At 71.3% G+C, this 21295-nt stretch carries 18 protein-coding genes and 1 pseudogene; 11 read left to right on the top strand and 8 right to left on the bottom strand.

The features are described 5' to 3' along the window. Positions 1-17 precede the first annotated feature (17 nt). The 3 genes from CSC68_RS14110 to CSC68_RS14100 form a co-directional block, all read right to left on the bottom strand. The gene (locus CSC68_RS14110) at positions 18-2321 is read right to left on the bottom strand and encodes a family 20 glycosylhydrolase (RefSeq protein ID WP_162204246.1); all 2304 of its coding nucleotides are present in this window, start codon (positions 2319-2321) and stop codon (positions 18-20) included. Positions 2322-2431: 110 nt separating this feature from the next. Then, on the bottom strand, positions 2432-5143 hold the full coding sequence (locus CSC68_RS14105) for a TonB-dependent receptor (RefSeq protein WP_162204245.1): 2712 nt from the start codon (positions 5141-5143) through the stop codon (positions 2432-2434). 126 nt (positions 5144-5269) lie between these two features. Beyond that, on the bottom strand, positions 5270-6304 hold the full coding sequence (locus CSC68_RS14100; protein ID WP_425501263.1) for a glucokinase: 1035 nt from the start codon (positions 6302-6304) through the stop codon (positions 5270-5272). Positions 6305-6632: 328 nt separating this feature from the next. Between CSC68_RS14100 and CSC68_RS14095 the strand changes: the two genes are divergently transcribed. From CSC68_RS14095 to CSC68_RS14075, 5 genes are read left to right on the top strand one after another with little or no spacing between them, the layout of a single operon-like run. Then, positions 6633-7919, top strand: a complete 1287-nt coding sequence (locus CSC68_RS14095) for a sugar MFS transporter (RefSeq protein ID WP_162204243.1) — start codon at positions 6633-6635, stop codon at positions 7917-7919. A gap of 42 nt (positions 7920-7961) precedes the next feature. Continuing rightward, positions 7962-9035: a LacI family DNA-binding transcriptional regulator gene (locus CSC68_RS14090; RefSeq protein WP_162204242.1), complete on the top strand. Its 1074-nt coding sequence runs from the start codon at positions 7962-7964 to the stop codon at positions 9033-9035. Between the two features lie 2 nt (positions 9036-9037). Further along, positions 9038-10087: an SIS domain-containing protein gene (locus CSC68_RS14085; RefSeq protein WP_162204241.1), complete on the top strand. Its 1050-nt coding sequence runs from the start codon at positions 9038-9040 to the stop codon at positions 10085-10087. Continuing rightward, on the top strand, positions 10087-11238 hold the full coding sequence (gene nagA, locus CSC68_RS14080) for an N-acetylglucosamine-6-phosphate deacetylase (protein WP_162204240.1): 1152 nt from the start codon (positions 10087-10089) through the stop codon (positions 11236-11238). The genes CSC68_RS14085 and nagA overlap by 1 nt, the downstream gene beginning before the upstream one ends. 39 nt (positions 11239-11277) lie before the next feature. After that, positions 11278-12351 (top strand): acyltransferase family protein, encoded by a 1074-nt coding sequence (locus CSC68_RS14075; RefSeq protein WP_211365763.1) that lies wholly within the window; start codon positions 11278-11280, stop codon positions 12349-12351. 9 nt (positions 12352-12360) lie between these two features. Here the strand turns inward: CSC68_RS14075 and CSC68_RS14070 are convergent, their stop codons facing one another. Next, positions 12361-13635, bottom strand: coding sequence for an RNA polymerase sigma factor (locus CSC68_RS14070; RefSeq protein ID WP_162204239.1), 1275 nt, complete (start codon positions 13633-13635; stop codon positions 12361-12363). Between the two features lie 605 nt (positions 13636-14240). On the opposite strand from CSC68_RS14070, the gene CSC68_RS15985 reads away from it, so the two are divergent. The 6 genes and pseudogenes from CSC68_RS15985 (at position 14241) to CSC68_RS14040 (ending at position 17055) form a co-directional block, all read left to right on the top strand. Then, positions 14241-14537 (top strand): DUF2695 domain-containing protein, encoded by a 297-nt coding sequence (locus CSC68_RS15985; protein ID WP_246193594.1) that lies wholly within the window; start codon positions 14241-14243, stop codon positions 14535-14537. A 114-nt stretch (positions 14538-14651) separates the two neighbouring features. After that, positions 14652-15056, top strand: a complete 405-nt coding sequence (locus CSC68_RS14060) for an ester cyclase (RefSeq protein WP_162204238.1) — start codon at positions 14652-14654, stop codon at positions 15054-15056. A 73-nt stretch (positions 15057-15129) separates the two neighbouring features. After that, positions 15130-15516 (top strand): annotated as a pseudogene (locus tag CSC68_RS14055) (VOC family protein); the annotation flags it as partial. Between the two features lie 66 nt (positions 15517-15582). Then, positions 15583-15978 carry a GFA family protein gene (locus CSC68_RS14050; protein WP_162204259.1) on the top strand — a complete coding sequence of 132 codons (396 nt, stop codon included), beginning with the start codon at positions 15583-15585 and terminating at the stop codon, positions 15976-15978. A 112-nt stretch (positions 15979-16090) separates the two neighbouring features. Further along, positions 16091-16513: a hypothetical protein gene (locus CSC68_RS14045; protein WP_162204237.1), complete on the top strand. Its 423-nt coding sequence runs from the start codon at positions 16091-16093 to the stop codon at positions 16511-16513. 146 nt (positions 16514-16659) lie between these two features. Beyond that, entirely contained in the window at positions 16660-17055 is a 396-nt protein-coding gene (locus CSC68_RS14040) for a DUF6968 family protein (RefSeq protein WP_162204236.1), read from the top strand. On the opposite strand, the gene CSC68_RS14035 is transcribed toward CSC68_RS14040, so the two are convergent. The 4 genes from CSC68_RS14035 to CSC68_RS14020 all read right to left on the bottom strand — a co-directional run bounded on the left by CSC68_RS14035 (position 17052) and on the right by CSC68_RS14020 (position 21257). Continuing rightward, positions 17052-17516, bottom strand: a complete 465-nt coding sequence (locus tag CSC68_RS14035; protein ID WP_162204235.1) for a YciI family protein — start codon at positions 17514-17516, stop codon at positions 17052-17054. The two genes, CSC68_RS14040 and CSC68_RS14035, sit on opposite strands and share 4 nt — an antisense overlap. Before the next feature lie 70 nt (positions 17517-17586). Continuing rightward, complete coding sequence (locus CSC68_RS14030) at positions 17587-17943, bottom strand: DUF1428 domain-containing protein (protein ID WP_162204234.1); 357 nt, start codon at positions 17941-17943, stop codon at positions 17587-17589. Positions 17944-18039: 96 nt separating this feature from the next. Beyond that, a complete protein-coding gene (locus tag CSC68_RS14025) occupies positions 18040-19281 on the bottom strand; it encodes a multifunctional CCA addition/repair protein (RefSeq protein ID WP_162204233.1) in 1242 nt (413 codons plus the stop codon). A 50-nt stretch (positions 19282-19331) separates the two neighbouring features. After that, positions 19332-21257: a transglycosylase SLT domain-containing protein gene (locus CSC68_RS14020; RefSeq protein WP_425501262.1), complete on the bottom strand. Its 1926-nt coding sequence runs from the start codon at positions 21255-21257 to the stop codon at positions 19332-19334. Between the last annotated feature and the right edge of the window lie 38 nt (positions 21258-21295).

Raw genomic sequence — 21295 nt, 5'->3', positions numbered from 1 at the left:
GCGCCGGGATCACCGGATCAGCGCTTCTCGAGCGTCACCTGGTCGATCACCCACATCTGCGGGCGGGTATCGCCGGTGAAGCGCAGGCACAGGTCCTGGCGCCCCCTGATGGCGCGCACCAGCGGCGCTTCCAGTTCGACGAAGCCGTCCGCACCCGGAGCCGCCGGCAGCGGCACGCTGGCGATGCGCCGGCCATCGCAGCCGCCGGCACGGATGTCCAGCTCGCCATGGGCCGAACGCGCCGGTTCAAAGCGGCGGTGCGGCTCGTCGTGCGCGAGCTGGAAGTAGTACGGGATGCGGCCGGCGCGCACCTTCAGCGCGGCCACGCCATCCATGCGCGCGGCGGTCCACTGCCAGCAGGGATAGAAGATGTCGGTGTCGAAGATCGCGCGTTCGCCGTCGGCCGGGCCGTCGTCCTCCAGGCGCAGCCGCAGCGCATCGCGGCCGCGGCAGGCGTCCAGCTGCTCGTCGCTGCGAACCAGCAGCGACTCGGCATCCCAGCTCCAGCTGCGGGCCGGGGCCAGCGGGTGGCCGTCGAAGAACGCCGCCGCCTGCAGCGTCGCCGGCAGCGGCAGTTCGAGCGGGGCCTCGTAGCGCGGCGAGTCCGCGGCCGGCGCGCTGCCGTCGGTGGTGTAGCGCACCTCGTAGTCCAGCGGATTGGAAAGCGCCACGCGGATGGCCTCGTCGCCTTCCTCCTGCAGTTCCACGTCGACCTGGAATGGCGTGGTCGCGTAGCCGATGTTCCAGCGCCGGTAGCGCTGCAGCTGCACCGGCAGGCGCTGCAGGAAGGATTCGAGGTCGCGCTTGCCTTGCGGCGACCAGGCGACTTCCGCCAGCGCGGCCAGGCGTGGGAACATGTGGTGCTGCAGGCGCTCGAAGCTGCGCGTGTGCTCGGTCCACAGGTTGGCCTGCACGCCGAGGATGTGGTGCTGCCGCTCCGGCTCGAGGCCCTCGGGCACCGGCTCGAAGCCGTAGACCTGCTGCAGGGTGATGGTGGCCGGGCGGCCCGGCGGCTCGTGCGGGGAGCTGGTCTGCAGGTAGTCCAGGTACAGCGCCGACACCGGCGCCATCACCACGTCATGGCCCATGCGCGCCGCCTTGAGCCCGCCCTCGGTGCCGCGCCAGGACATCACCACCGCGTCGGCCGGCAGTTCGCCGTCGAGGATCTCGTCCCAACCGATCGCCCGCTTGCCATGCCGCTCCAGGAAGCCGGCGAGGCGATGGACGATATGCGCCTGCATCGCGGTCTCGTCGGCCACGCCCAGCTCGCGCATGCGTGCCTGCACCCGCGGCGAGGCCTGCCACTGGTCCTTGACCGCCTCGTCGCCGCCGATATGGAAGTAGCGGCCCGGGAACAGCGGCACCAGCTCGGCGATCACGTCCTCGAGGAAGGCGAGGGTGGCCTCCTCGTTGTTGAACAGGTTGGGGAACACGCCCCATTCGCTGGTCGGCTGCAGCGGCGTATCGATGCTGCCCAGTTCCGGATACGCGGCGATCGCCGCGGTGGCGTGGCCGGGAACGTCGAACTCCGGCACCACGGTGATGTGGCGCTGCGCGGCGTAGGCCACGACCTCGCGCACCTGGTCCTGGGTGTAGTGGCCGCAGTACGGGCGCGGCTCGCCGCTGGCCGGATCGATCGCGCCGTCCCCGGCCGGCACGCGGCAGCTGCCGGCCTCCACCAGGCGCGGATGGCGCTTGATCTCCCCCCGCCAGCCCTGGTCGTCGGTCAGGTGCCAGTGCAGCGTGTTGAGTTTGTGCAGGGCCATCGCGTCGATGACCTGCTTGACCTGGTCCACCGTCCAGAAGTGCCGGGCAGGATCGAGCATGAAGCCGCGCCACGCGAAGCGCGGCGCGTCCTCGATGCGCACCGCCGGCAGCCGGATGGGATCGGCCTCGTCCAGCGTGGCCAGCTGCAGCAGGGTCATCGCACCATGGAACAGGCCTGCCGTATCGGCGGCGGTGACCGTGGCCCCGGCGGGCGTGACCTCGAGCGAATAGCTTTCCGGATCGCCGCCGCGCGCGGGATCCAGGTGGAAGCGGATGCCGCCGCGCCGGCTCCTGGCCACGACCTTCGGCGCGATCCCGCGGCCTTTTTCCAGGAACACGGCGAATTGCCTGGCCACGTTGCGCTCGGCTTCGTTGCCGGCCAGCAGCGGCGTGCGTGCGTCGAGCACGAACTCTCCCTGCGACTGCTCGACCGATGCGGGCATCGGCACCAGCGGCAGCGGCCGCTCGGAGGCGATGGCGCCACCGGCCAGCGTGGCCGAGAGCAGGATCGCGCCGAGCCGTTGCAGGATCCGCGGCGGGTGGGTTCGGGTCATGGTCGCTCCGTGGTCATGGCCTTGCCGGAATGAAGCGGGCCCGGATGGCTCCGGGCCCGATGCTGCACCAGGACGCGGCGCGGGTCGAGCGCGCCGCTCCGGGTTCCCGCTCAGTACTTCAGGCGGACGTTGAAGTAGTACTGCCGTCCGTTGCTGTAGAACGCGGTCGGGATGCTGGCGCTCTGGTAGTACTTGATGTCGGGGTCGTTGAGGTTCAGCGCATCCAGGGTGAAGCTCAGGTTGTCGTTGAACCGGTAGCTCAGCGCCGCCGACAGGGTGCCGAAGTCGTCCTGGTAGTACGGGTTGGCGCCGGACAGGCCGATCAGGAAGGCCGAGCGGTGGGTGTAGCCGACGCGCGCGCCAAACACCTCGTTCTCGAACCAGGCGCCGACGTTGTAGGTGTTCTTCGAGGTGCCCACCAGGTTGTTGCTGCCGTCGGCCCAGGTGTGGCTGGTGCTGCCATCGGCCCAGGTGTAGTTGGCGCTGATGCCGAAGTTGGCGCCGATCGGCTGCTCGTAGGCCACCTCCACGCCGGTGACCTTGCCGTCGGAGTTGATCGGCACCGAGACCAGGTAGTCCTCCAGCTGGTTGGTGAGCTCGGAGAACAGCTGCCGCGTCTCGGTGCCGAAGGCCACGTAGTCCTTCAGGTTCATCGAGTACGCGCCGAGCGAAAGCAGGCCGCGCGGCATGAAGTACCACTCGAGGTTGGCATCGAAGTTGGTCGATACCACGGGCTTGAGGTTGGGATTGCCGCCGCCACCGGTCTTGTTGAGGTCCGATCCCCAGGACGAGGCGCCCAGCGCCGAGTAGTCGGGCAGGGTCTGGGTCTGCGAGGCGGCGAAGCGGAACACCAGGTCCTCGGACAGGGTGAAGCGCAGGTTGGCGCTGGGCAGGAGGCGGCTGTGGCTGTTGCTGGTGTTGATGATCTTCCAGCCTCCCCATACCGGGCATGCCCAGCCACAGCCCGGACCTGGGCCTTGGGCGAACAGGCTGGTGACGTCAGCATTGGCCAGGTCCGAAACCGATTGGTAGCTGAGAATGTCCTGGTCGACGCCGACATAGCGCAGGCCGATGTTGCCGCTCCAGCCGTCGCCCTTGAAGTTGGCCTGGACGTAGGCGGCCAGGTTCTTCTCGTCCACCTTCCACTCGGCGCCGTAGTTGTGGCGGCCGGTGGGGCCGTCGTCGCCGGCCAGCCAGGTGGAGTTGCCGACGATCGCCTGCCTGAGCGCCCCCGGCGTGAAGTACCACAGGTTGCGCGGGAAATTGCCGCCGACGCCGTCGGCGAAGCCACCCGGGTAGGGGGCGGTGGCGCCATCCTGCAGCGTGCTCCAGATGTCGCCCGGGGTCGCGCCTTCCGGCGAGAGCGCCTCGCGGCTGTGGTCGGCGTAGCGCAGGCCGAAGTCGATGGAGGACAGCGCGCCGTCGCTGAAGTAGCGGCTGAAGTCGGCGGTGAACCAGTCCTCGTCGTCCTTGGCGGTGACCTGCTGGTTGCCCCAGGTGCCGAAGCTGGTGACGCCGGCCGGGCTGGTGTCGCCGCCGACGCTCCAGTCCAGCGGCGAACTGGCGCCGTGGCGGGTCCAGCTGGCGCCGCCGCCGTTGGCCAGCGTCACCTCGGCGATGTACTGGCGGTCGGTGGACCCTTCGCCGCTGGGGGGGCCGGCCGGGAAGCGTGCGTCGAGGTTGTCGCTGACCCGCCAGTCCACGTCGAGCGTGACGTAGCTGGTCTTGGCGCTGGCCTCGCGGTAGATCATGTCGTAGACCGCGTAGTCGCGGCCCGGCTCGCCGGTATAGCTGGCCTGAGCCAGCACCCCGTCGCGGACCACGTAGCCGGGATCGGGCGCCTGGGCGCGGGCGAAGCTGCCGCCCCACAGCATGAAGTTGCGGTTGTAGTTGTCGGCGTCCATGTCCGAGCGGAAGCCGCTCAGGCCGAGGGTCAGGTCGTCGCTGGGCTTGAACTGGATGTCGACCAGGCCGCCCTTGCGCTCGCGGGTCTGCTCGAACAGGGTCGAGCCGAGCAGGCCGGGCGCCCACACCCCGACCAGGTCGGGATTGGTCGCGGCGACCGGGTCGTCCTCGCCGATCTGGAAGAAGCCGCCCGGGATCTCCTGCGCTTCGCGGCGCAGCTCGCGCTTCTGGCTGAAGGCCTGGACCAGCACGCCGAAGGTGCCTTCGGGGTTGCGGTAGTTGAACAGCGCCGACAGCTGCGGATCGGTGGAGTCGGCCTGCTCGGAATTGACCACGCCCAGTGAAGCCTCGGCGGTGACCGTGTCGGGGAACTGCAGCGGCTTGCGGGTGACGATGTTGACGCTGCCGGTGGTGCCGCCCTCGGGCAGCTTGGCCTGCGAGGACTTGTGCACCTCGACCGAGCTGACCAGCTCGGACGGCAGCAGGGTGTAGCTGACGCTGCGGCCGACGTTGTTGCCCTGGCTGAGCACGAACCAGTCCGCCGAGCCGACGCTGTGCCCGTTGATCAGGGTCTGGGTGAGGCTGGGGCTGGTGCCGCGCAGGCTGACGCGGTCGGCTTCGTCGAAGCCGCCTTCGTCCGCGGAGGAGGAACTGATGTTCACGCCGGGCAGGCGCTGCAGGGTGTCGGCCACGTTATGCGCCGGCAGCTTGCCCACGTCCTCGGCGGTGACCACCTCCAGGCGCGCGTCGGCCTCGCGCTTGGTGTCCAGGGAGCGTTCCATCGAACCGCGGATGCCGGTGACGACGACCGTGTCCAGCTCGGTCGCCTGTTGCCGCGCGTCCTGTGCATGCACGCTGGCCGACATGGCCAGGCCGGTGAGGATCGCCGCGCTCAGTGCTGACTTGCAGTGCTTCATGATGTCTCTCCCATCACTGGTTCTGGTTGGGCCGGAAGGCCGGCAAGAACTGCATCAGGTGCGACGGACGCAACGACCGGACGGCTCCGCGGCACGAACTCCACGGCGTGTCCGGCGCCGTCCCGTTTACTGCTCCAGCAATCCCGAGCCCAGGTACCAGCTGGCGGCGCCGATCACGCCCAGCTGCCCGTGCTCGACGAGCTTTACCGAGACCCGCTCCAGCGCCTCGCGCATCGATCCCTTGTTGAGGAAGCGCGCGCGGAAGCTGCTGCTGGCCAGGAAACCGCGGATCTGCGGCAGGATCCCGCCGGCCAGGTAGACGCCCTGCACCCCGTACAGCAGGGCCATGTCGCCCACCGTGCTGCCGAGCAGGCCGCAGAACATCTCCAGCGCCTCGCATGCCAGCGGGTCGGCGCCGTCGATCGCCGCGGTGGTGATGTCGCCCGGCTGGGCGTGCACTGGCGCCGTGCCGCGCAGCGCGCACAGGGCCTGGTAGAGGTGCAGCAGCCCGGGTCCGGACAGGGCATGCTCGATCGGCACATGGCTGCGCTCGCCGAGCATGTGCTGCAGCAGCCGCATCTCCAGTTCCGTGCCCACCGCCAGTGCCGCCTGGCCGGCTTCGGTGGCCAGGACCACGCCGCCCTTGCCGCGCGGGATCCACACGGCGGCGCCCAGGCCGGTACCCGGACCCAGCACCAGCAGCGGTCCCGGTGCGGCCTGGGCCGGACCGCTGAGCTGCAGCACCTCGCTGGAGCCGAGGTGGCCCACCGCATTGGCCACGGCTTCGAAGTCGTTGATCACGTGCACGGCCTGCAGGCCGAGGTCCTCGCGCAATTCCCTCGGCGAGAGCGGCCAGGGCAGGTTGTTGGTGATCACGGTCCCATCGGCCAGCGGATAGCCGGCGCTGGCGATCACGGCCACCGAAACCGGATGCCGGCCAAGGCTGGCGATGAACTCGCGCACGATGTCGGCGAGGCTGGCGTAGTCGGAGCAACGGAACTTGCTGTAGGCCAGCACCTGCGGCGTGGCCCCTTCGCCGTCGACGGCGACCAGGCTCATGCGCACGTGGGTGCCGCCGACGTCGGCGGCGATGAACGGCGCGGTGCGGGTATGGGTTGGTGCGGTCACGCTTGATTCCCGTGTGGTGGCGTGGGCGGCCATCCGGACGCCCACCGGACGGCCCGAGTCTTGGGGCATCTTGACAACGATGTCAACAATCGTCCGGGAGTGCCCGGGGCAGGGCTGCCGGGCCGGCGCCGGATCCGCGGCTGTCTCCCGGCATTCTTTCGTATTCAGCTAAAAACAGGGGATTTCGCCGTGGCGCGCGCATGTTGCGCGGCAGCACCGGGACTGCGCCGGCGGGGGCACGCCGCGGTTGACATGCGGGCAACATCCGCGGAAAGAATGTGACAACGTTGTTCCCTCCCGCCGGGCCAGGGCATGGCCGGGGGCTGCGCGGGAACGGCATCCAGACCGGGGAGGTTTTTCGATGTCCGCGACCACCGCCGCACCAGCGCGCTCCAGCCATGCCACCTCGATCGCGATCGTGGGCGGCCTGTTCTTCATCATCGGCTTCTTCACCTGGATCAACGGGCCGCTGATCACCTTCGTCAAGCTGGCCTTCGACGTGAGCGAGATCGCCGCGTTCCTGGTGCTGATGGTGTTCTACCTCTCGTACTTCTTCCTCGCCCTGCCGGCCTCGTGGATCCTGCGCCGCACCGGCCTGAAGAAGGGCCTGGCGCTGAGCCTGGCGGTGATGGCCGCGGGCGCGGCGCTGTTCGGCGAGTTCGCCACCCGGCGCTGGTTCGGCGGCGCGCTGGGCGGGCTGTTCGTCATCGGCGGCGGACTGGCGCTGCTGCAGACCGCGGTCAATCCCTACATCTCGATCCTGGGCCCGATCGACACCGCCGCCCGGCGCATCGCGCTGATGGGAATCTGCAACAAGATCGCCGGCATCCTCGCGCCGGTGCTGCTGGGATCGCTGGTGCTGCACGGCATCGGCGACCTGGCGGCGCAGGTCGAGGCCGCCGATCCGGCGCTGCGCGCGCGCCTGCTGGAGAGCTTCGCGGTACGCATCCACCTCCCGTACCTGTGCATGGCCGGCGTGCTGCTGCTGGTCGCGGTGGCGGTACTGTTCTCGCCGCTGCCGGAGCTGCGCAGCGAGCAGGCCAATGCCACGCCGGTACGTGCGGGCAGTGATGGCCCCAGGAGCATCTTCGCCTTCCCGCACCTGTGGCTGGGCGTGGCCTGCCTGTTCGCCTACGTCGGCGTGGAGGTGCTGGCCGGCGATGCGATCGGTACCTATGGCCACGCCTTCCACCTGCCGCTGGACCAGACCAAGTTCTTCACCTCCTTCACCCTGGCGGCGATGCTGCTGGGCTACCTGGCCGGCCTGGCGCTGATCCCGCGGGTGTTCACCCAGGAGCGCTGGCTGAGCGTGTCGGCGGTGCTGGGCGTGCTGCTCTCGCTCGGGGCGCTGCTGACCCATGGCTACGTCTCGGTCGGCTTCGTGGCCGCCCTCGGCTTCGCCAACGCGATGATGTGGCCGGCGATCTTCCCGCTGGCGATCCGTGGCCTGGGCCGCTTCACCGAGACCGGTTCGGCGCTGCTGATCATGGGCATCGCCGGCGGCGCGGTCATCCCGCAGGCGTTCGCGGTGCTCAAGCAGCACTTCGACTTCCAGTGGGTGTTCGCCGGCCTGGGCGTGCCCTGCTACCTGTACATCCTGTACTACGCCCTGCACGGACACCGCGCCGGGCTCCGCGCCGGTCGCTGATCGCGCATCATGGACGCGGTTTCCAGGAGGACGACGGAAGGCATGCGCAGACCCACGATCAAGGATGTCGCCGAGCGGGCGAAGGTGTCGCTCAAGACCGTGTCACGTGTAATCAACAACGAGCCTTCGGTGATGCAGGCGACCCGCTCGCGGGTGCTGGCCGCCATCGCCGAACTGGACTACGAGCCGGACGCCACCGCACGCAACCTGCGCAGCGGCACCCCCTTCGTGATCGGGCTGGTGTACGACAACCCCAACCCGTACCACATCATCGCCGTGCAGAACGGCGTGCTGGCGGCCTGCAGGGAGACCGGCTTCGGCCTGCAGATCCATCCCTGCGACTCGACCTCGCCGCTGCTTGCCGAGGAACTGGCGGAGCTGGTGCAGCGCTCGCGGCTGGCCGGCCTGGTGCTGACCGCGCCGATGTCCGAGCGCGCCGACCTGGTGGCGGCGCTGGTGGCGCGTGGCATCCGCGTCGTGCGGATCATCGCCGCCACCGAGGACCCGGGCGATGGTCCCTGCGTGCATATCGACGACCGCGACGCCGCCTACGAAATCACCGAACACCTGATCCAGCTAGGCCACCAGCGCATCGGTTTCCTCTGGGGCGGGCCGCAGCACCGCTCCTCGGGCGAGCGCTACGCCGGCTACGAGGCGGCGCTGAACGACTACGGCATCACCCTGGACAAGCACCTGGTGATCCCCGGCGACTACACCTTCGACGACGGCTTCCGCGGTGCGCGACGGCTGCTGGCGTTGCGCGAGCCGCCCACGGCGATCTTCGGCTCCAACGACGAGATCGCCGCCGGCGTGCTGGCCGCGGCCAAGTCGGTGGGCCTCAACGTGCCCTACGACCTGTCCATCGCCGGGTTCGAGGACAGCCCCTTCTCGCGCCAGTCGTGGCCGGCATTGACCACCGCCAAGCAGGCCACCGAGGACATCGCCCGGCACGCGGCGCGGCTGCTGATCGGCAGCCTGCGCCAGGACGCCTACGAGGAGCATCCGCTGGGCCTGTCCAACCGCGGCTTCGTGCCGCAGCTGGTGGTGCGCGGCTCCACCGGACCGGCGCCACTGCAACGGCCGCGCGCGCCTTCGCCTTCCTCCGACGAAGCATGACCATGGCCCTGCCCGCGCAAGACCAGACCCTGATGTTCCGCGAGGCCGCGCAGGCGGCCGAGGTGGTTGCCGCGCAGCTGCGCCGCAACCATGACGCCGTGGCCGCCCTGGCCGCGGAACTGCGCGCCGCGCCGCCGCCGTTCGTGGCCACCTGCGCGCGCGGCAGCTCCGACCATGCCGCCACCTATGCCAAGTACCTGGTCGAGACCCGGCTGGGCGTGGTGACCGCATCGCTGGCGCCTTCGGTGGGCTCGGTCTATGCAGCACCGCTGCAGCTGCGCGGGGCGCTGTTCCTGGCGATCTCGCAGTCCGGGCGCAGCCCCGACCTGCTGCGCAATGCCGAGGCCGCGCGCGCCGCCGGCGCACGCGTGGTGGCACTGGTCAACGTCGAGGACTCGCCGCTGGCGGCGCTGGCCGACGCGGTGCTGCCGCTGGGCGCCGGGCCGGAGCGCAGCGTGGCGGCGACCAAGAGCTACCTGGCCTCGCTTTCGGCCACCGCCCAGCTGGTGGCGCACTGGAGCGGGGACGCGGCGTTGCTGCGCGCGCTCGACGCGTTGCCGGAAGCGATGGCCAATGCCTGGGCGCAGGACTGGTCTGCGCTGGTCGACGGCCTGGCCGATGCGCGCAACCTGTTCGTCCTCGGCCGCGGCCTGGGCCTGGCCGCCGCCCAGGAGGCGGCGCTCAAGTTCAAGGAAACCTGCGGCCTGCATGCCGAAGCCTACAGTTCGGCCGAGGTGCGGCACGGTCCGATGGCCCTGGTCGGCCCCGGCTTCCCGGTACTGGCCTTCGCCCAGCCCGACGCCACCGGCGCCGACGCCGCGGCCGCGGCCGTGCAGTTCCACGAACGCGGTGCCCAGGTCTGGCTGGCGTCGGCCGATGCGCCGCAGTGCGGCGCCGGCACGGTGTTGCCGCTGGCGGCCGCGCCGGATCCGGCGCTGGCGCCGCTGCTGGTGGTGCAGAGTTTCTATCGCGCGGCCAACGCGCTGGCACTGCGGCGCGGGCACAACCCCGACCTGCCGCCGCATCTCAACAAGGTCACGGAGACGGTGTGATGGCCACCCAGGCCCTGGTGAACGGCCGCGTCCTGCTGGACGACGGCTTCCATGACGACGTGGCGGTGCTGCTGGACGGCAGTGGGCGCATCCAGGCGCTGGTGCCCGAGGGCCAGGCGCGGATCGAGGCCGGCAAGGTGCGGGACCTCGGCGGCGGCTGGCTGCTGCCCGGCTTCATCGACGTGCAGGTCAACGGCGGCGGCGGCGTGCTGTTCAACAACGACACCCGTCCCGAGGCGATCGACGCCATCGGCCGCGCGCACCGCCGCTACGGCCCCACCAGCTTCCTGCCGACCCTGATCAGCGACACCGCCGAGGTGATGGAGCGCGCCATCGCCGGCACGCGCGAGGCCATCGCCGCAGGCGTGCCCGGGGTGCTGGGCATCCACCTGGAAGGCCCGTACCTGGCGCCGGCGCGCAAGGGCACGCACGATGCGGCGCGCTTCCGCGTGCCGGATGCGGCCGAACTGGCCATGGCCACCTCGCTGGACAACGGAGTCACCCTGGTCACCCTGGCCCCGGAGCAGGTGCCGGCGGACGCCATCCGCGCCATGGTCGCGCGCGGGACCATCGTCTGCGCCGGACACACCGCCGGCACCTACGAGCAGATCCGCGCCGGCCTGGAGGCCGGCGTGCGCGGCTTCACCCACCTGTACAACGCGATGTCGCCACTGCAGGGGCGGGAGCCCGGTACGGTCGGCGCCGCGCTGGAAAGCCGCGAGGCCTATTGCGGGATGATCGTCGACGGCGTGCACGTGCATCCGGCCAGCCTGCGCGTGGCGCTGGCGGCCAAGCCGCGCGGCACCCTGTTCCTGGTCACCGATGCGATGCCGATGGTCGGTTCGGACGACCCCTCGTTCGAGCTGTACGGCGAGACCATCACCGCGGTGGATGGCGTGGTGCGCAATGCCGCCGGCGCGCTCGCGGGTTCGGCCCTGGACATGGCCACCGCGGTGCGCAACACGGTGCGGCTGCTGGGCCTGCCGCTGGAGGAGGCCGCACGCATGGCTTCGACCTATCCGGCGCGTTTCCTCGGCCTGGAATCGCGCCTGGGCCGCATCGCCCCGGGCTGGCAGGGCGACCTGGTGCTGCTCGACGAGGCGCTCCAGGTGCAGGCGACCTGGGTCGCCGGCGTGGCTTCGGACGCCTGAGCGGCACCCCGCGATGGCCACGGCGTGCCGGTGAGCACCATGGCGACGGGGGCCATCCGCCGCCTCGCCTCGGTCGATGCCCTGCGCGGGCTGACCGTGGCGGCGATGCTGCTGGTCAACAATCCCGGCGACTGGGGCCACGTGTATGCGCCGCTGCTGCACGCGGACTGGCACGGCTGCACGCCGACCGACCTGGTGTTCCCGTTCTTCCTGGCGGTCGTCGGGGTTTCCATCGCGCTGGGCGTGGTACCGCGCGCGGAGGCTGGCGGCGACCGCGTCGTGCTGATGCGCGCGGTGGCGGTGCGCGCGCTGCGCATCCTCGGCCTGGGCCTGTTGCTGCACCTGCTGGCCTGGTGGTGGCTGGACCTGCCGCATTACCGGCCATGGGGCGTGCTGCAGCGGATCGGCCTGTGCTTCCTTGGCGCCGGCGCGGCGGCGCTGTACCTGCGGCCGCGCGCGCAGTGGCTGCTGCTGGCGGGCCTGCTGGCTGGCTGGTGGGCGTTGCTGCTGGGCGGTGGGACGCTGGAGCCCTACGCGAACATCGCCAGCCGCATCGACGACGCGCTGCTGGGTCCGTGGCTGTACCAGCACGACGCGGCCGGCCGCGGCCACGATCCGGAGGGCCTGCCCGGCACGCTTGGCGCGCTGGCAACGACCCTCCTCGGCCTGCGTGCCGGCGACTGGCTGCGTCATGGACGGCTGCGGCGGCTGGTGGGCGCGGCCGCGCTGGCGCTGCTGTTGGGCCTTGCCTGCGCGCCATGGATGCCCTGGAACAAGAACCTGTGGACGCCGTCCTACGTGCTGTGGAGCGGCGGCTGGGTGCTGCTGGCACTGGCCTTGTCGTATGTGCTGGTGGACCTGCGCGGCTGGCCCGCGTTGGGCCGCGCGTTCGGCGTCAATGCGATCGCCGCCTACGCGGGTTCGGCATTGATGGTCTACGCGCTGGCCGGGCTCGGCTGGTGGGAGCCGGTCTACCGCGTCGCCTTCGCCGGCTGGATGACGCCACGCTTCGGCCCGTACCTGCCATCGCTGGCGTTCGCGCTGGCCTTCGTCGCCGGCTGGTGGGCGGTGGTGCGCTGGATGGACAGGCGCGGCTGGCACCTGAAGATCTGAGCCGCGGGACTAGGCCTGGCAACGCGCGGCGCGCGCCAGCAACAGTTCGCGTTCCCGGGCATTGCCGGTCATCGCCGCCGCGCGTTCGAACTCCGCGCGCGCTTCCTCCAGCCGGCCGAGGCGGAACAGCAGGTCGCCATGCACGCTGGGCAGCGGGTGGTAGCTGGACAGCTTGGGCTCGTCCAGCAGCGCATCGACCAGCGGCAGGGCGGCTTCAGGTCCGGATGCCATCGACACGGCCACCGCGCGGTTGAGCTCCACCACCGGGGACTGGGTCAGCCGCGCCAGGGCGTCGTACAGGGCGACGATCCGCTGCCAGTCGGTGTCTTCCGGCGCCAGGGCGCGGGCGTGGCAGGCGGCGATCGCGGCCTGCAGCGCGTAGAAGCCGGATGCGCCACCCAGGCGCTGCGCGCGTTCCAGCGCTTCCAGCCCGCGGCCGATGAGCAGCCGGTCCCAGCGCGAACGGTCCTGGTCCATCAGCAGGACCGGTTCGCCATCCGGGCCGCTGCGCGCGTGCAGGCGCGAAGCCTGCAGCTCCATCAGCGCGACCAGGCCATGCACCTCCGGCTCTTCCGGCATCAGCCCGGCCAGTACGCGACCCAGCCGCATGGCTTCCTCGCACAGCGCCGGCCGCATCCAGTCATCGCCGCTGCTGGCGGCATAGCCCTCATTGAAGACCAGGTAGACCACGCCCAGCACCGCCGAAAGCCGCTCCGGCAGCTCCTCGCGCCGTGGGATCTCGAACGGCACCTTCGCCTCGGCCAGGGTGCGCTTTGCGCGCACGATGCGCTGCGCGATCGTGGCTTCGTTGGCCAGGAACGCGCGCGCGATCTCGCCCGTCTCCAGGCCGCCGAGCAGGCGCAGGGTCAGCGCCACGCGCGAATCCTGCGGCAGCACCGGATGGCAGGCGATGAACATCAGCCGCAGCACGTCGTCGCCCACGGTGTCGTCGAGCAGGTGCTCCTCGCGCGCTGCGACGTCCTCCTGCAGCTGTTCCAGCTCCCAGGCGACCTGTACGTGCTTTTCCTCGCGCAGCTTCAGGTGGCGCAGGCGGTCGATGGCGCGGTTTCGCGCGGTGGTCATCAGCCAGGCGCCGGGATTGTCCGGCACGCCATCGGCCGGCCATCGTTCCAGCGCCGCGACCAGCGCGTCCTGGGCCAGCTCCTCGGCCAGGCCCACGTCGCGCACCATCCGCACCAGCCCGCCGATCACGCGCGCCGATTCCATCCGCCAGACGGCATCGATGGTGCGGGAGATATCGACCTGGTGCGGATGCGGGCTCATCGGCGGAGGATCACACCACCCCGCGGCTGCCGGGGCAACCGGCACATGTCACGGCATGTCCCGGCGTGGTGCGCTGCATCGTGCTCGAGGCCGGCGTCTGGTCCGACAAGCCGTGTTGACCGGCTGGCTGCGGCGCGGCAGCATCCCCGCGCATGCCGGTCCTGCCGGCAGGGGAGCAGGGATGCGTGGCGGACCGGAAGCCATGGACGGACCAGCGCTGGACCGCTGCGCATGCAATGGCGATGTGCTGGTCGCGGAAGTGACCGGGCTGCGCGCCGGCGACCGGCAAGGGCCGTCCGTGGAGACCGGCGTTTCCAGCTGCGCTTCCGGCGGCCGTTCGCGCATCTCGTCGTCGGGAGTTCCTGGCGGCCTGGGCCCGACTGCCCGAAGGGGAAGAAGGGGGCTTCGTGCAGTGCCCGGAGGCGCCGCGCCTGCGCGCAGCGCCGGGAACGGACGTCGACCATTGACGCGTGTCCGGGTCCTCGGCCCTGGCGACCATGGACGAGGTGGTGGTCGCGTGCTGCATGGAACACCGGACGTCGTGTCCCGCGCAGGCTGAGCTGCGGCCGGCCAACGGAACAATCGGAAGAACGAAGGAAAGCACCATGGTGGACCGCCAGGAAGCCGAACGCAGGAAAGCACTCCGTCGCGCCGCCGAAGCCAGGCAGCGTGCGTCCAGGGAAGCCGCGCTTCCGCTGCCGAAGAAGACGCTGTGGGCGCTGTTCGACCACCTGGAGGATGCGCTGGCCGACGGTTGCGACCATTCGCTCCGATTCACGCGGCAGTTCCTCGCCTCGCGCGGGATCGAGCCCGACCGCGTGCTGCCGTGGCTGGAAGAACACGGCGGCTACTGCGACTGCGAGGTGCTGGCCAACGTCGAGGAGCACTGGGAGCGGCCGTAGCGCACTGGGCGATTCCGCCCGCCACCACCGCGCCACGGGCTGGTCCGGGCACGCGGCCTGCACGCCAGTCGTGCGATCGATGCCATTCCTGTTCCGGTATCCCGGAGGTGGCGGATGGACAGTGGCCGGCTCGAACGGATCTATCGCGACTACATCGCCTGCCTGAACGCCCGCGACTGGGACGCGCTGGGGCGCTTCGTCGACGGCGCGGTCGAACACAACGGGATGGCGCTGGGCCTGGCCGGATACCGGCGGATGCTGGAGCAGGATGTCGCCGCGATTCCGGATCTCCATTACGTGGTCGGGCTGCTGGTGGTGCAGCCCCCGCACGTGGCCGCCCGGCTGCTGTTCGACTGCACCCCGGAGGGCAGGTTCCTTGGGCTGGCGGTGGATGGACGGAGGATCCGGTTCTCCGAAAATGTCTTCTACGGGTTCGCGCAGGACAGGATCGCGCGCGTGTGGTCGGTGGTCGACAAGGCCGCGATCGAAGCGCAGCTCGCGGCCAGCGGCCACGGATAGGCTGAAGCCGGTCGCGGAACCGGCCACGGATGCGGCCTAGACTGTCTCCATCCATCGCAGGAGGCACAGAGGCATGCGGCAGTCGCTCGGGCTGGTGTCCCTGGTCGTGCGCGATTACGACGAGGCAATCGCGTTCTTCGTGGACAGGCTGGGGTTTCGCCTGGTCGAGGACACCTGCGTGCCGGAGCAGGACAAGCGCTGGGTGGTGGTGTCGCCGCCGGGCGCCGTCGAAAGCCGGCTGCTGCTGGCGCGCGCATCGAGCCCCGGACAGGCGGCACGGATCGGAGCACAGACCGGTGGGCGCGTGTTCCTGTTCCTGCACACCGACGACTTCTGGCGCGACTACGAGGCCTACCGCGCCAAGGGCGTCGTCTTCGTGCGCGAGCCGAAGACCGAGACCTATGGCACGGTGGCGGTGTTCCGCGACCTTTACGGCAACCTGTGGGACCTGCTGCAACCTACTGCCGGATACCTGGCGCGGCGCCATGCGGAAGACATCCCGTCCAAGCGGCCGCAGGCAGGAGCCGTGCCACGGCGCGCCGCCGAATGCAGCTGTGGCCAGCTCGGCCTGGTGGCCGAAGGCGAGCCACTGCGCGTCTCCATCTGCCATTGCTTGGCCTGCCAGCGCCGCTCCGGCAGCGCGTTCGCGGTGCAGGCCCGGTTCCCGGCGCAGGCGGTGGCGATCCGCGGACGCAGCCACCAGTACGTGCGCACCGGAGACGAAGGCGGCTCGTGCCGCTTCCACTTCTGCCCGGAGTGCGGCACCACGGTGTACTTCGTGCCGGACTCGATCCCGGACGTGGTGAGCGTGCCGGTGGGAGTATTCGCGGATCCCGGGTTCCCGCCGCCGCAGGTATCGGTGTACGAGGTGCGCAGGCACGCCTGGGTCGGTTTGCCCGGAGACATCGGGCACATCGACTAAGCGGACTGCGTGGCGCGGGGCGTCGCTGGCATTGCGGCACCACGGCATCGCGCGGGCGTGGCACGGGCGTATCCTCGGCGCTGGCCGTCACCCTGTCGTGGAGGACGAAGCGATGGTTGCTGTGCCGGGATGGTTCAAGCTGGTGGGGTGGGCTGCGCTGCTGTGGAACCTGCTCGGTTGCCTGGCCCTGTTCGCGGACCTGCGGCTGGCGCCCGGGGACATCGCCCGCCTGCCCGAGGCGCAGCAGGCGCTGCACGCGGCGCGCCCCGGCTGGGCCGTCATCGCCACAGCGGTGGCGGTCGCCGCCGGCGCGCTGGGTTCGCTAGGCCTGCTGCTGCGCAGGCGATGGGCGCTGCCGCTGCTGCTCGCCTCCCTGCTGGGCATCGTGGCGCAGGACGTGGCCATGTTCGTGCTGGTGGACGGTGCACGCCTGGCCGGACCGGTGGCGGTGGCGCTGCAGGCCATGGTGCTGGTGATCGGCGTCGCCCTTGCGTGGCTGGCCTGGAGGGGCAGTCGAAGCGGCTGGTTGCGCTAGCCGCGGCAGGATGCGGATAGCGGGATCGAAAGCCGGGGTTCAGCCCGGCGCCGGCCCACTGGCCGGGTCCATCTTCTGCGGGTAACGGCATGGCCACTGCAAGGGAAACCAAGGGCCGGGCGTCGCGCACGATCGCGCGAAGGACCATGTGGCTTGGGCCCGGCAATACGCGGGTCACGGTGGGCATCCGGATGCCCGAGCCGGATCCTGCCTCGGGCCAGGGCGACTGGCGCTGCGGGTTCGCCATTTCCGGGCTGGGGCGGCCGGTCAGGAAGCACGCCTACGGCGTCGACGCGGTCCAGGCGCTGCAGCTGGCGATGGTCCGGATCAGGCTGGCGCTGGAACCGTACCGCGACCGCCTCACCTGGTCCGGCTGCACCCTGGAAACGGCGTTCCCGATGCAGGTGCCCTACGAATGGGGCGCGGACCTCAGCCGCCGGATCGAGGACTCGATCGAGCGCGAGGTCGCGGACCTGGCCGGGCAGATCGAAGCGCGCCTGGCGCCCGCCGGGGCGCCTCCGGCGCAGGACCCCGGGACCTAGCGGCCGCCGCGTGACGGCGGCGATCCAGGCGGCGCCCCGTCGCACCCGGAGACGACCTGGCGCAGGCGTTCCTCCCGTTCGCGCAGTTCGGGGGTGAGGGCGTCGCCGAAATCGTCGGCCTCGAATACCGGGCGGATCTCGATCTCGCTGTCTTCGGGCATGGGGTTGGGACAGCGACGCACCCACTCGATCGCCTCTTCCATCGACCGCACCTGCCACAGCCAGAAGCCGGCGACCAGTTCGCGGGTTTCGCCGAACGGTCCGTCGGTAACCGTGCGCCGGGTGCCCGAGAACTGCACGCGCACGCCCCTGGAGCTGGGATGCAGGCCCTCGCCGGCGAGCATCACCCCGGCCCGGACCAGCTCCTCGTTGTAGCGGCCCATCGCGGCCAGCAGCCGCGCGTCGGGCATCACGCCGGCCTCCGAGCTCGGGGAGGCCTTGACCATCACCATGACCCGCATGTCCGTTTCCTCCGGTCGTGTGCGCGCCCGCCAACTGCGCCGGGGCGCGGTGGGACGGCGACAACCGCCTTCAGTACTGGACCAGCGGCCTGAAGCCGCCCCAGAACATGCGTTTCCCATCGAAGGGCAGGGTGGCCGGATCCATCCCGGCCAGGCGCGGATCCTCCGTCACCGCGGCATTGATGCGGTCGCGGTCCTCCCGCGAGGCGTAGCGGATCCAGGCGAACACCACCACCTCGTCGTCCCGGAGCTGGACCGCCTGCGGGAACGAGGTCAGCTCGCCGGACTTGACGTCGTCGGCGATGCATTCGACGTACTCCAGCGCCCCGTACTCGAGCCAGATCCTGCCGGCGGTTTCCGCCAGCGCGCGGTAGTCCTCAATCCGGTCCTTCGGCACCGGAAGCACGAAACCGTCCACGTAGGCCATTGCCGTTCTCCTCCTCGTTGGCGGGGCGGGCGCCCCGTCTGGATGGCGACGGATGGAAACGCGGGGATTCGACATGGCCTGCCGGCGGGCGGCGCGCTATCCGCCCGGGCGCCGCAGGGTGCGCGCGGCGGCGATCGCCTCCACCCGGGCGCGCTGCACCGCGCGCCCCACCTCGGGGCCGCTGAGGTTGCCGGCCAGCGCCAGGTCGCGCGCGTTCACGGCCAGTGCGGCCGCATGTAGGCGCTGAAGCTCCGGTCCCTGCGGGTATTCCGCGTCCTCGTGGCCCAGGCGTCCGCGCTTGTCGGCCTCGCAGCACAGCGCGATGCGGGCGACCTGCGCCGGCTGGCGGAAGGCGTCGCAGCGCTCCAGCAGCTCCAGGACGGTGGCATCGCGCAGTTCGGCCAGGCGGTGCACGTTGAGGTGCTCGCGGCATACGGCCTCGGCCAGCCTGCGGTGCGCGGCGGGCACGCGCACGCGCTCGCACAGCCTCGCCAGCGGTCCAAGCCCGGCGCTCTCATGGCCGATGTGCTTCGGCAGGACGTGGGCCGGGGTCAGCGCCTTGCCGAGGTCGTGGGTGAGCGCGGCGAAGCCGACCAGGTCGTCACCCGGCGCCAGTCGTGCGGCCATGTCGCTGACCAGCTCCTGGTGGATGCCGGTGTCGACCTCGGGATGGAACTCCGCGCGCTGCGGCACGCCGTACAGCGCGTCGACCTCCGGCAGCACCACGGCCAGGGCGCCGCAGCCGCGCAGGGTGGACAGGAAGGCCGACGGGCGCGCCGAAGCCAGCGCCTTGCGCAGCTCCTGCCACACGCGCTCGGCCACCAGCGTCTCCAGTTCGCCTTCGGCGACCATCTGCCGCATCAGGTCCATGGTTTCCGGCGCGACGCTGAAGCCCAGCGGCGCGAACCGCGCCATGAACCGGGCCGCCCGCAGCACCCGCAGCGGGTCTTCGACGAAGGCCGGGCCGACATGGCGCAGCACGCGGTCCTGGATGTCGCGCAAACCACCGTAGGGATCGACCAGCACGCCGTCGCCGCCGCGCGCGATGGCGTTGATGGTGAAGTCGCGGCGCTGCAGGTCCTCCTCCAGCGTCACCGAAGGGTCCGCATCGACCACGAAGCCACGGTGGCCGCGGCCGCTCTTGCGCTCGGTGCGCGCCAGCGCGTGCTCCTCGCCGGTGTCCGGATGCAGGAACACCGGGAAATCGCGCCCCACCGGGCGGAAGCCGGCGTCGAGCATCTGCTGCGGGGTGGCGCCCACCACCACCCAGTCGCGGTCGCCGGGCGCCTGGCCCAGCAGTTCGTCGCGGACCGCGCCGCCGACAAGATAGATCTCCATGCGCGGCATCGTACCGCGGCCCGCATTGGGGCCGCGGCGGCCGGGGCCGGTTATTGCGTGGCCGGCGCGGCCGGGCAGGCGAAGCCCTTGCGCTTGCCCGCGGTGAGGCCGAGCATGCGCTGGGTCACCGGCAGGGCATCGCCGTTGAGGCGCCAGTCGTAGATCACGCTGAAGGCCAGCACCCGCGCCACGTAATCGCGCGTTTCCTTGTAGCTGATGGTCTCGATCCACAGGTCCGGATCGTGCGACGGGCGCTGGGAGAGCCAGCGCGCAGTGGGCGTGGGGCCGGCGTTGTAGGCGGCGATGGCCTGGTAGGTGGCGCCGTACTTGTCCTCCATCTCGCGCAGGTAGGCGCTGCCGAGGGCGATGTTGGTGGAGGAGTCGTACAGGCTGTCCGGGCCGTCGTAGCGCAGGCCGGTGCGGCGGGCGACGCCCGCGGCCGTGGCCGGCAGCAGCTGCATCAGTCCCCGTGCGTTGGCGGAGGAGCGCGCCTTGGGGTTGAAGATGCTCTCGGCGCGGATCTCGGCCGCGATCCAGGCCGGATCCAGGCCGTTGCGCCTGGCAGCGGCGCGGATGTCGGCATCGTGGTGCAGCGGGAAGCGCAGCTCGTAGAGGCGTTGCTCCTCGGGGCCGCGACCCAGCGAGAACACCGCGCGGTCGAACCAGCCCACCTCCTGGGCCAGGGCGACGGCGACGCGCCGGCGCGCGTCGTCGAAGCGGCCGAGCGCGTCGTTCCACTCGCGCGTGGCCCAGGTGGGCTGCTCGATCCGGTACAGCGACAGCGCACGGACCAGCGCCGGGTCGCGCGCGACCTCCCCTCGCAGCCCGGCCGGCTCGGCGGGCTTCCACGGGCACAGCGCGTAGGCCTGGTCGAGGCGGTCGGCGGCCAGGAAGCCATGGAAGGTGGCCGTGCGCGCGGCCTGCACCAGCAGCGGGCGCGCCGCGGTGGCCTGTCCGGTCTTCTCCAGCATCCGCGCCTCGAACCACTGCCAGCGCGGATCGTCGCGCTGCTTCTGCGGCATCCTGCGCAGGGCGGCGAGCGCGGCGCTCCAGTCGCCGCGTGCCATGGCCTCGCGCACCCGCCACTCGTGCAGGCGCTCGTCGTAGGCGGAGGCCGGCACCGCCTCGAGGCGGCGCGCGGAGTCGGGCAGGTAGGAGGCCACGGTCCACAGCGCGATCTGGTACAGCACCTTGCCGCGCTCGCCCTGGTCCAGCCCCAGCACCGGGGCCAGCTGCGCGAGCTGGCGCTCGGCGGCATCGGGATCGTTGCGCGCCAGCTTCGACAGGCCGGCGACGGCCACCTTGCGGCTGCGCGCGTCGCGTGGCCACTGCGCCGCGCGGGAATGCGGCGCCTGGACGAAGGCCGCGTAGTCCTCGGCCAGGGTCCGCGCGGAGTCGCGCAGGCCACGGGCTACGGCGCGCATCACGCCGGCCTGCCCCGCCTCGACCGCGAGGTCGAAGCGTTCCCAGCGCAGCGCCGCATCGAGGCCGCCACGCCTGTCCAGGGCGGCGAACACGGGGTCGCAGGCATCCGGCAGCGATTCGCCATTGCGCCACAGCGCCTGCGCCTCGCCGTTCCAGTCCGGGCCATGGCGGCCCAGCTCGTGCTGCGCGTGCAGCCGCGCGCAACGCAGCGCGGTGTCGTCCACCGGGCGCCAGTCCGCGAGCAGGTCCGCCCACTGCCTGCGCCTGGCCAGCGACGCCAGCCACTGCGGACGCAGCGTCGTGGCCACCGGCTGGCCGTCGTAGCGCTGCAGGAAGGCGCGGACCTCGGCCGGATCGGCCCGGTCCAGGTCGCGCGCGATGCGCGCGTACTCGACCCAGGGCCAGCGCGGATCGGCGCGCAACGCGGCACTGGCGGCGAATGGCTGGCCGCGCTGGGCGGCCTCGATGGCCGAGCGCACGGCCGCATCGGCCGAGGCATCCGGCAGCGCCTGCGCCTGCACCGCGCAGGAGACGAAGGCAAGCAGCGCCAGCCAGCGGGCAAGGCGGTACGGGGCGTGGTGGCGGGGTC

This window comes from Pseudoxanthomonas suwonensis, from assembly GCF_010093235.1.
GTDB classification, from domain to species: domain Bacteria; phylum Pseudomonadota; class Gammaproteobacteria; order Xanthomonadales; family Xanthomonadaceae; genus Pseudoxanthomonas; species Pseudoxanthomonas suwonensis.
Note: the sequence above shows the minus strand (reverse complement) of the source record. Positions and strands in the feature narration are given on the sequence as shown.

Coding starts and splice junctions, on each gene's coding strand:
- CSC68_RS14110 (WP_162204246.1), bottom strand. CDS start 2,321: ATGACCCGAACCCACCCGCCGCGGATCCTGCAACGGCTCGGCGCGATC.
- CSC68_RS14105 (WP_162204245.1), bottom strand. CDS start 5,143: ATGAAGCACTGCAAGTCAGCACTGAGCGCGGCGATCCTCACCGGCCTG.
- CSC68_RS14100 (WP_425501263.1), bottom strand. CDS start 6,304: ATGGCCGCCCACGCCACCACACGGGAATCAAGCGTGACCGCACCAACC.
- CSC68_RS14095 (WP_162204243.1), top strand. CDS start 6,633: ATGTCCGCGACCACCGCCGCACCAGCGCGCTCCAGCCATGCCACCTCG.
- CSC68_RS14090 (WP_162204242.1), top strand. CDS start 7,962: ATGCGCAGACCCACGATCAAGGATGTCGCCGAGCGGGCGAAGGTGTCG.
- CSC68_RS14085 (WP_162204241.1), top strand. CDS start 9,038: ATGGCCCTGCCCGCGCAAGACCAGACCCTGATGTTCCGCGAGGCCGCG.
- nagA (WP_162204240.1), top strand. CDS start 10,087: ATGGCCACCCAGGCCCTGGTGAACGGCCGCGTCCTGCTGGACGACGGC.
- CSC68_RS14075 (WP_211365763.1), top strand. CDS start 11,278: ATGGCGACGGGGGCCATCCGCCGCCTCGCCTCGGTCGATGCCCTGCGC.
- CSC68_RS14070 (WP_162204239.1), bottom strand. CDS start 13,635: ATGAGCCCGCATCCGCACCAGGTCGATATCTCCCGCACCATCGATGCC.
- CSC68_RS15985 (WP_246193594.1), top strand. CDS start 14,241: ATGGTGGACCGCCAGGAAGCCGAACGCAGGAAAGCACTCCGTCGCGCC.
- CSC68_RS14060 (WP_162204238.1), top strand. CDS start 14,652: ATGGACAGTGGCCGGCTCGAACGGATCTATCGCGACTACATCGCCTGC.
- CSC68_RS14045 (WP_162204237.1), top strand. CDS start 16,091: ATGGTTGCTGTGCCGGGATGGTTCAAGCTGGTGGGGTGGGCTGCGCTG.
- CSC68_RS14040 (WP_162204236.1), top strand. CDS start 16,660: ATGTGGCTTGGGCCCGGCAATACGCGGGTCACGGTGGGCATCCGGATG.
- CSC68_RS14035 (WP_162204235.1), bottom strand. CDS start 17,516: ATGCGGGTCATGGTGATGGTCAAGGCCTCCCCGAGCTCGGAGGCCGGC.
- CSC68_RS14030 (WP_162204234.1), bottom strand. CDS start 17,943: ATGGCCTACGTGGACGGTTTCGTGCTTCCGGTGCCGAAGGACCGGATT.
- CSC68_RS14025 (WP_162204233.1), bottom strand. CDS start 19,281: ATGGAGATCTATCTTGTCGGCGGCGCGGTCCGCGACGAACTGCTGGGC.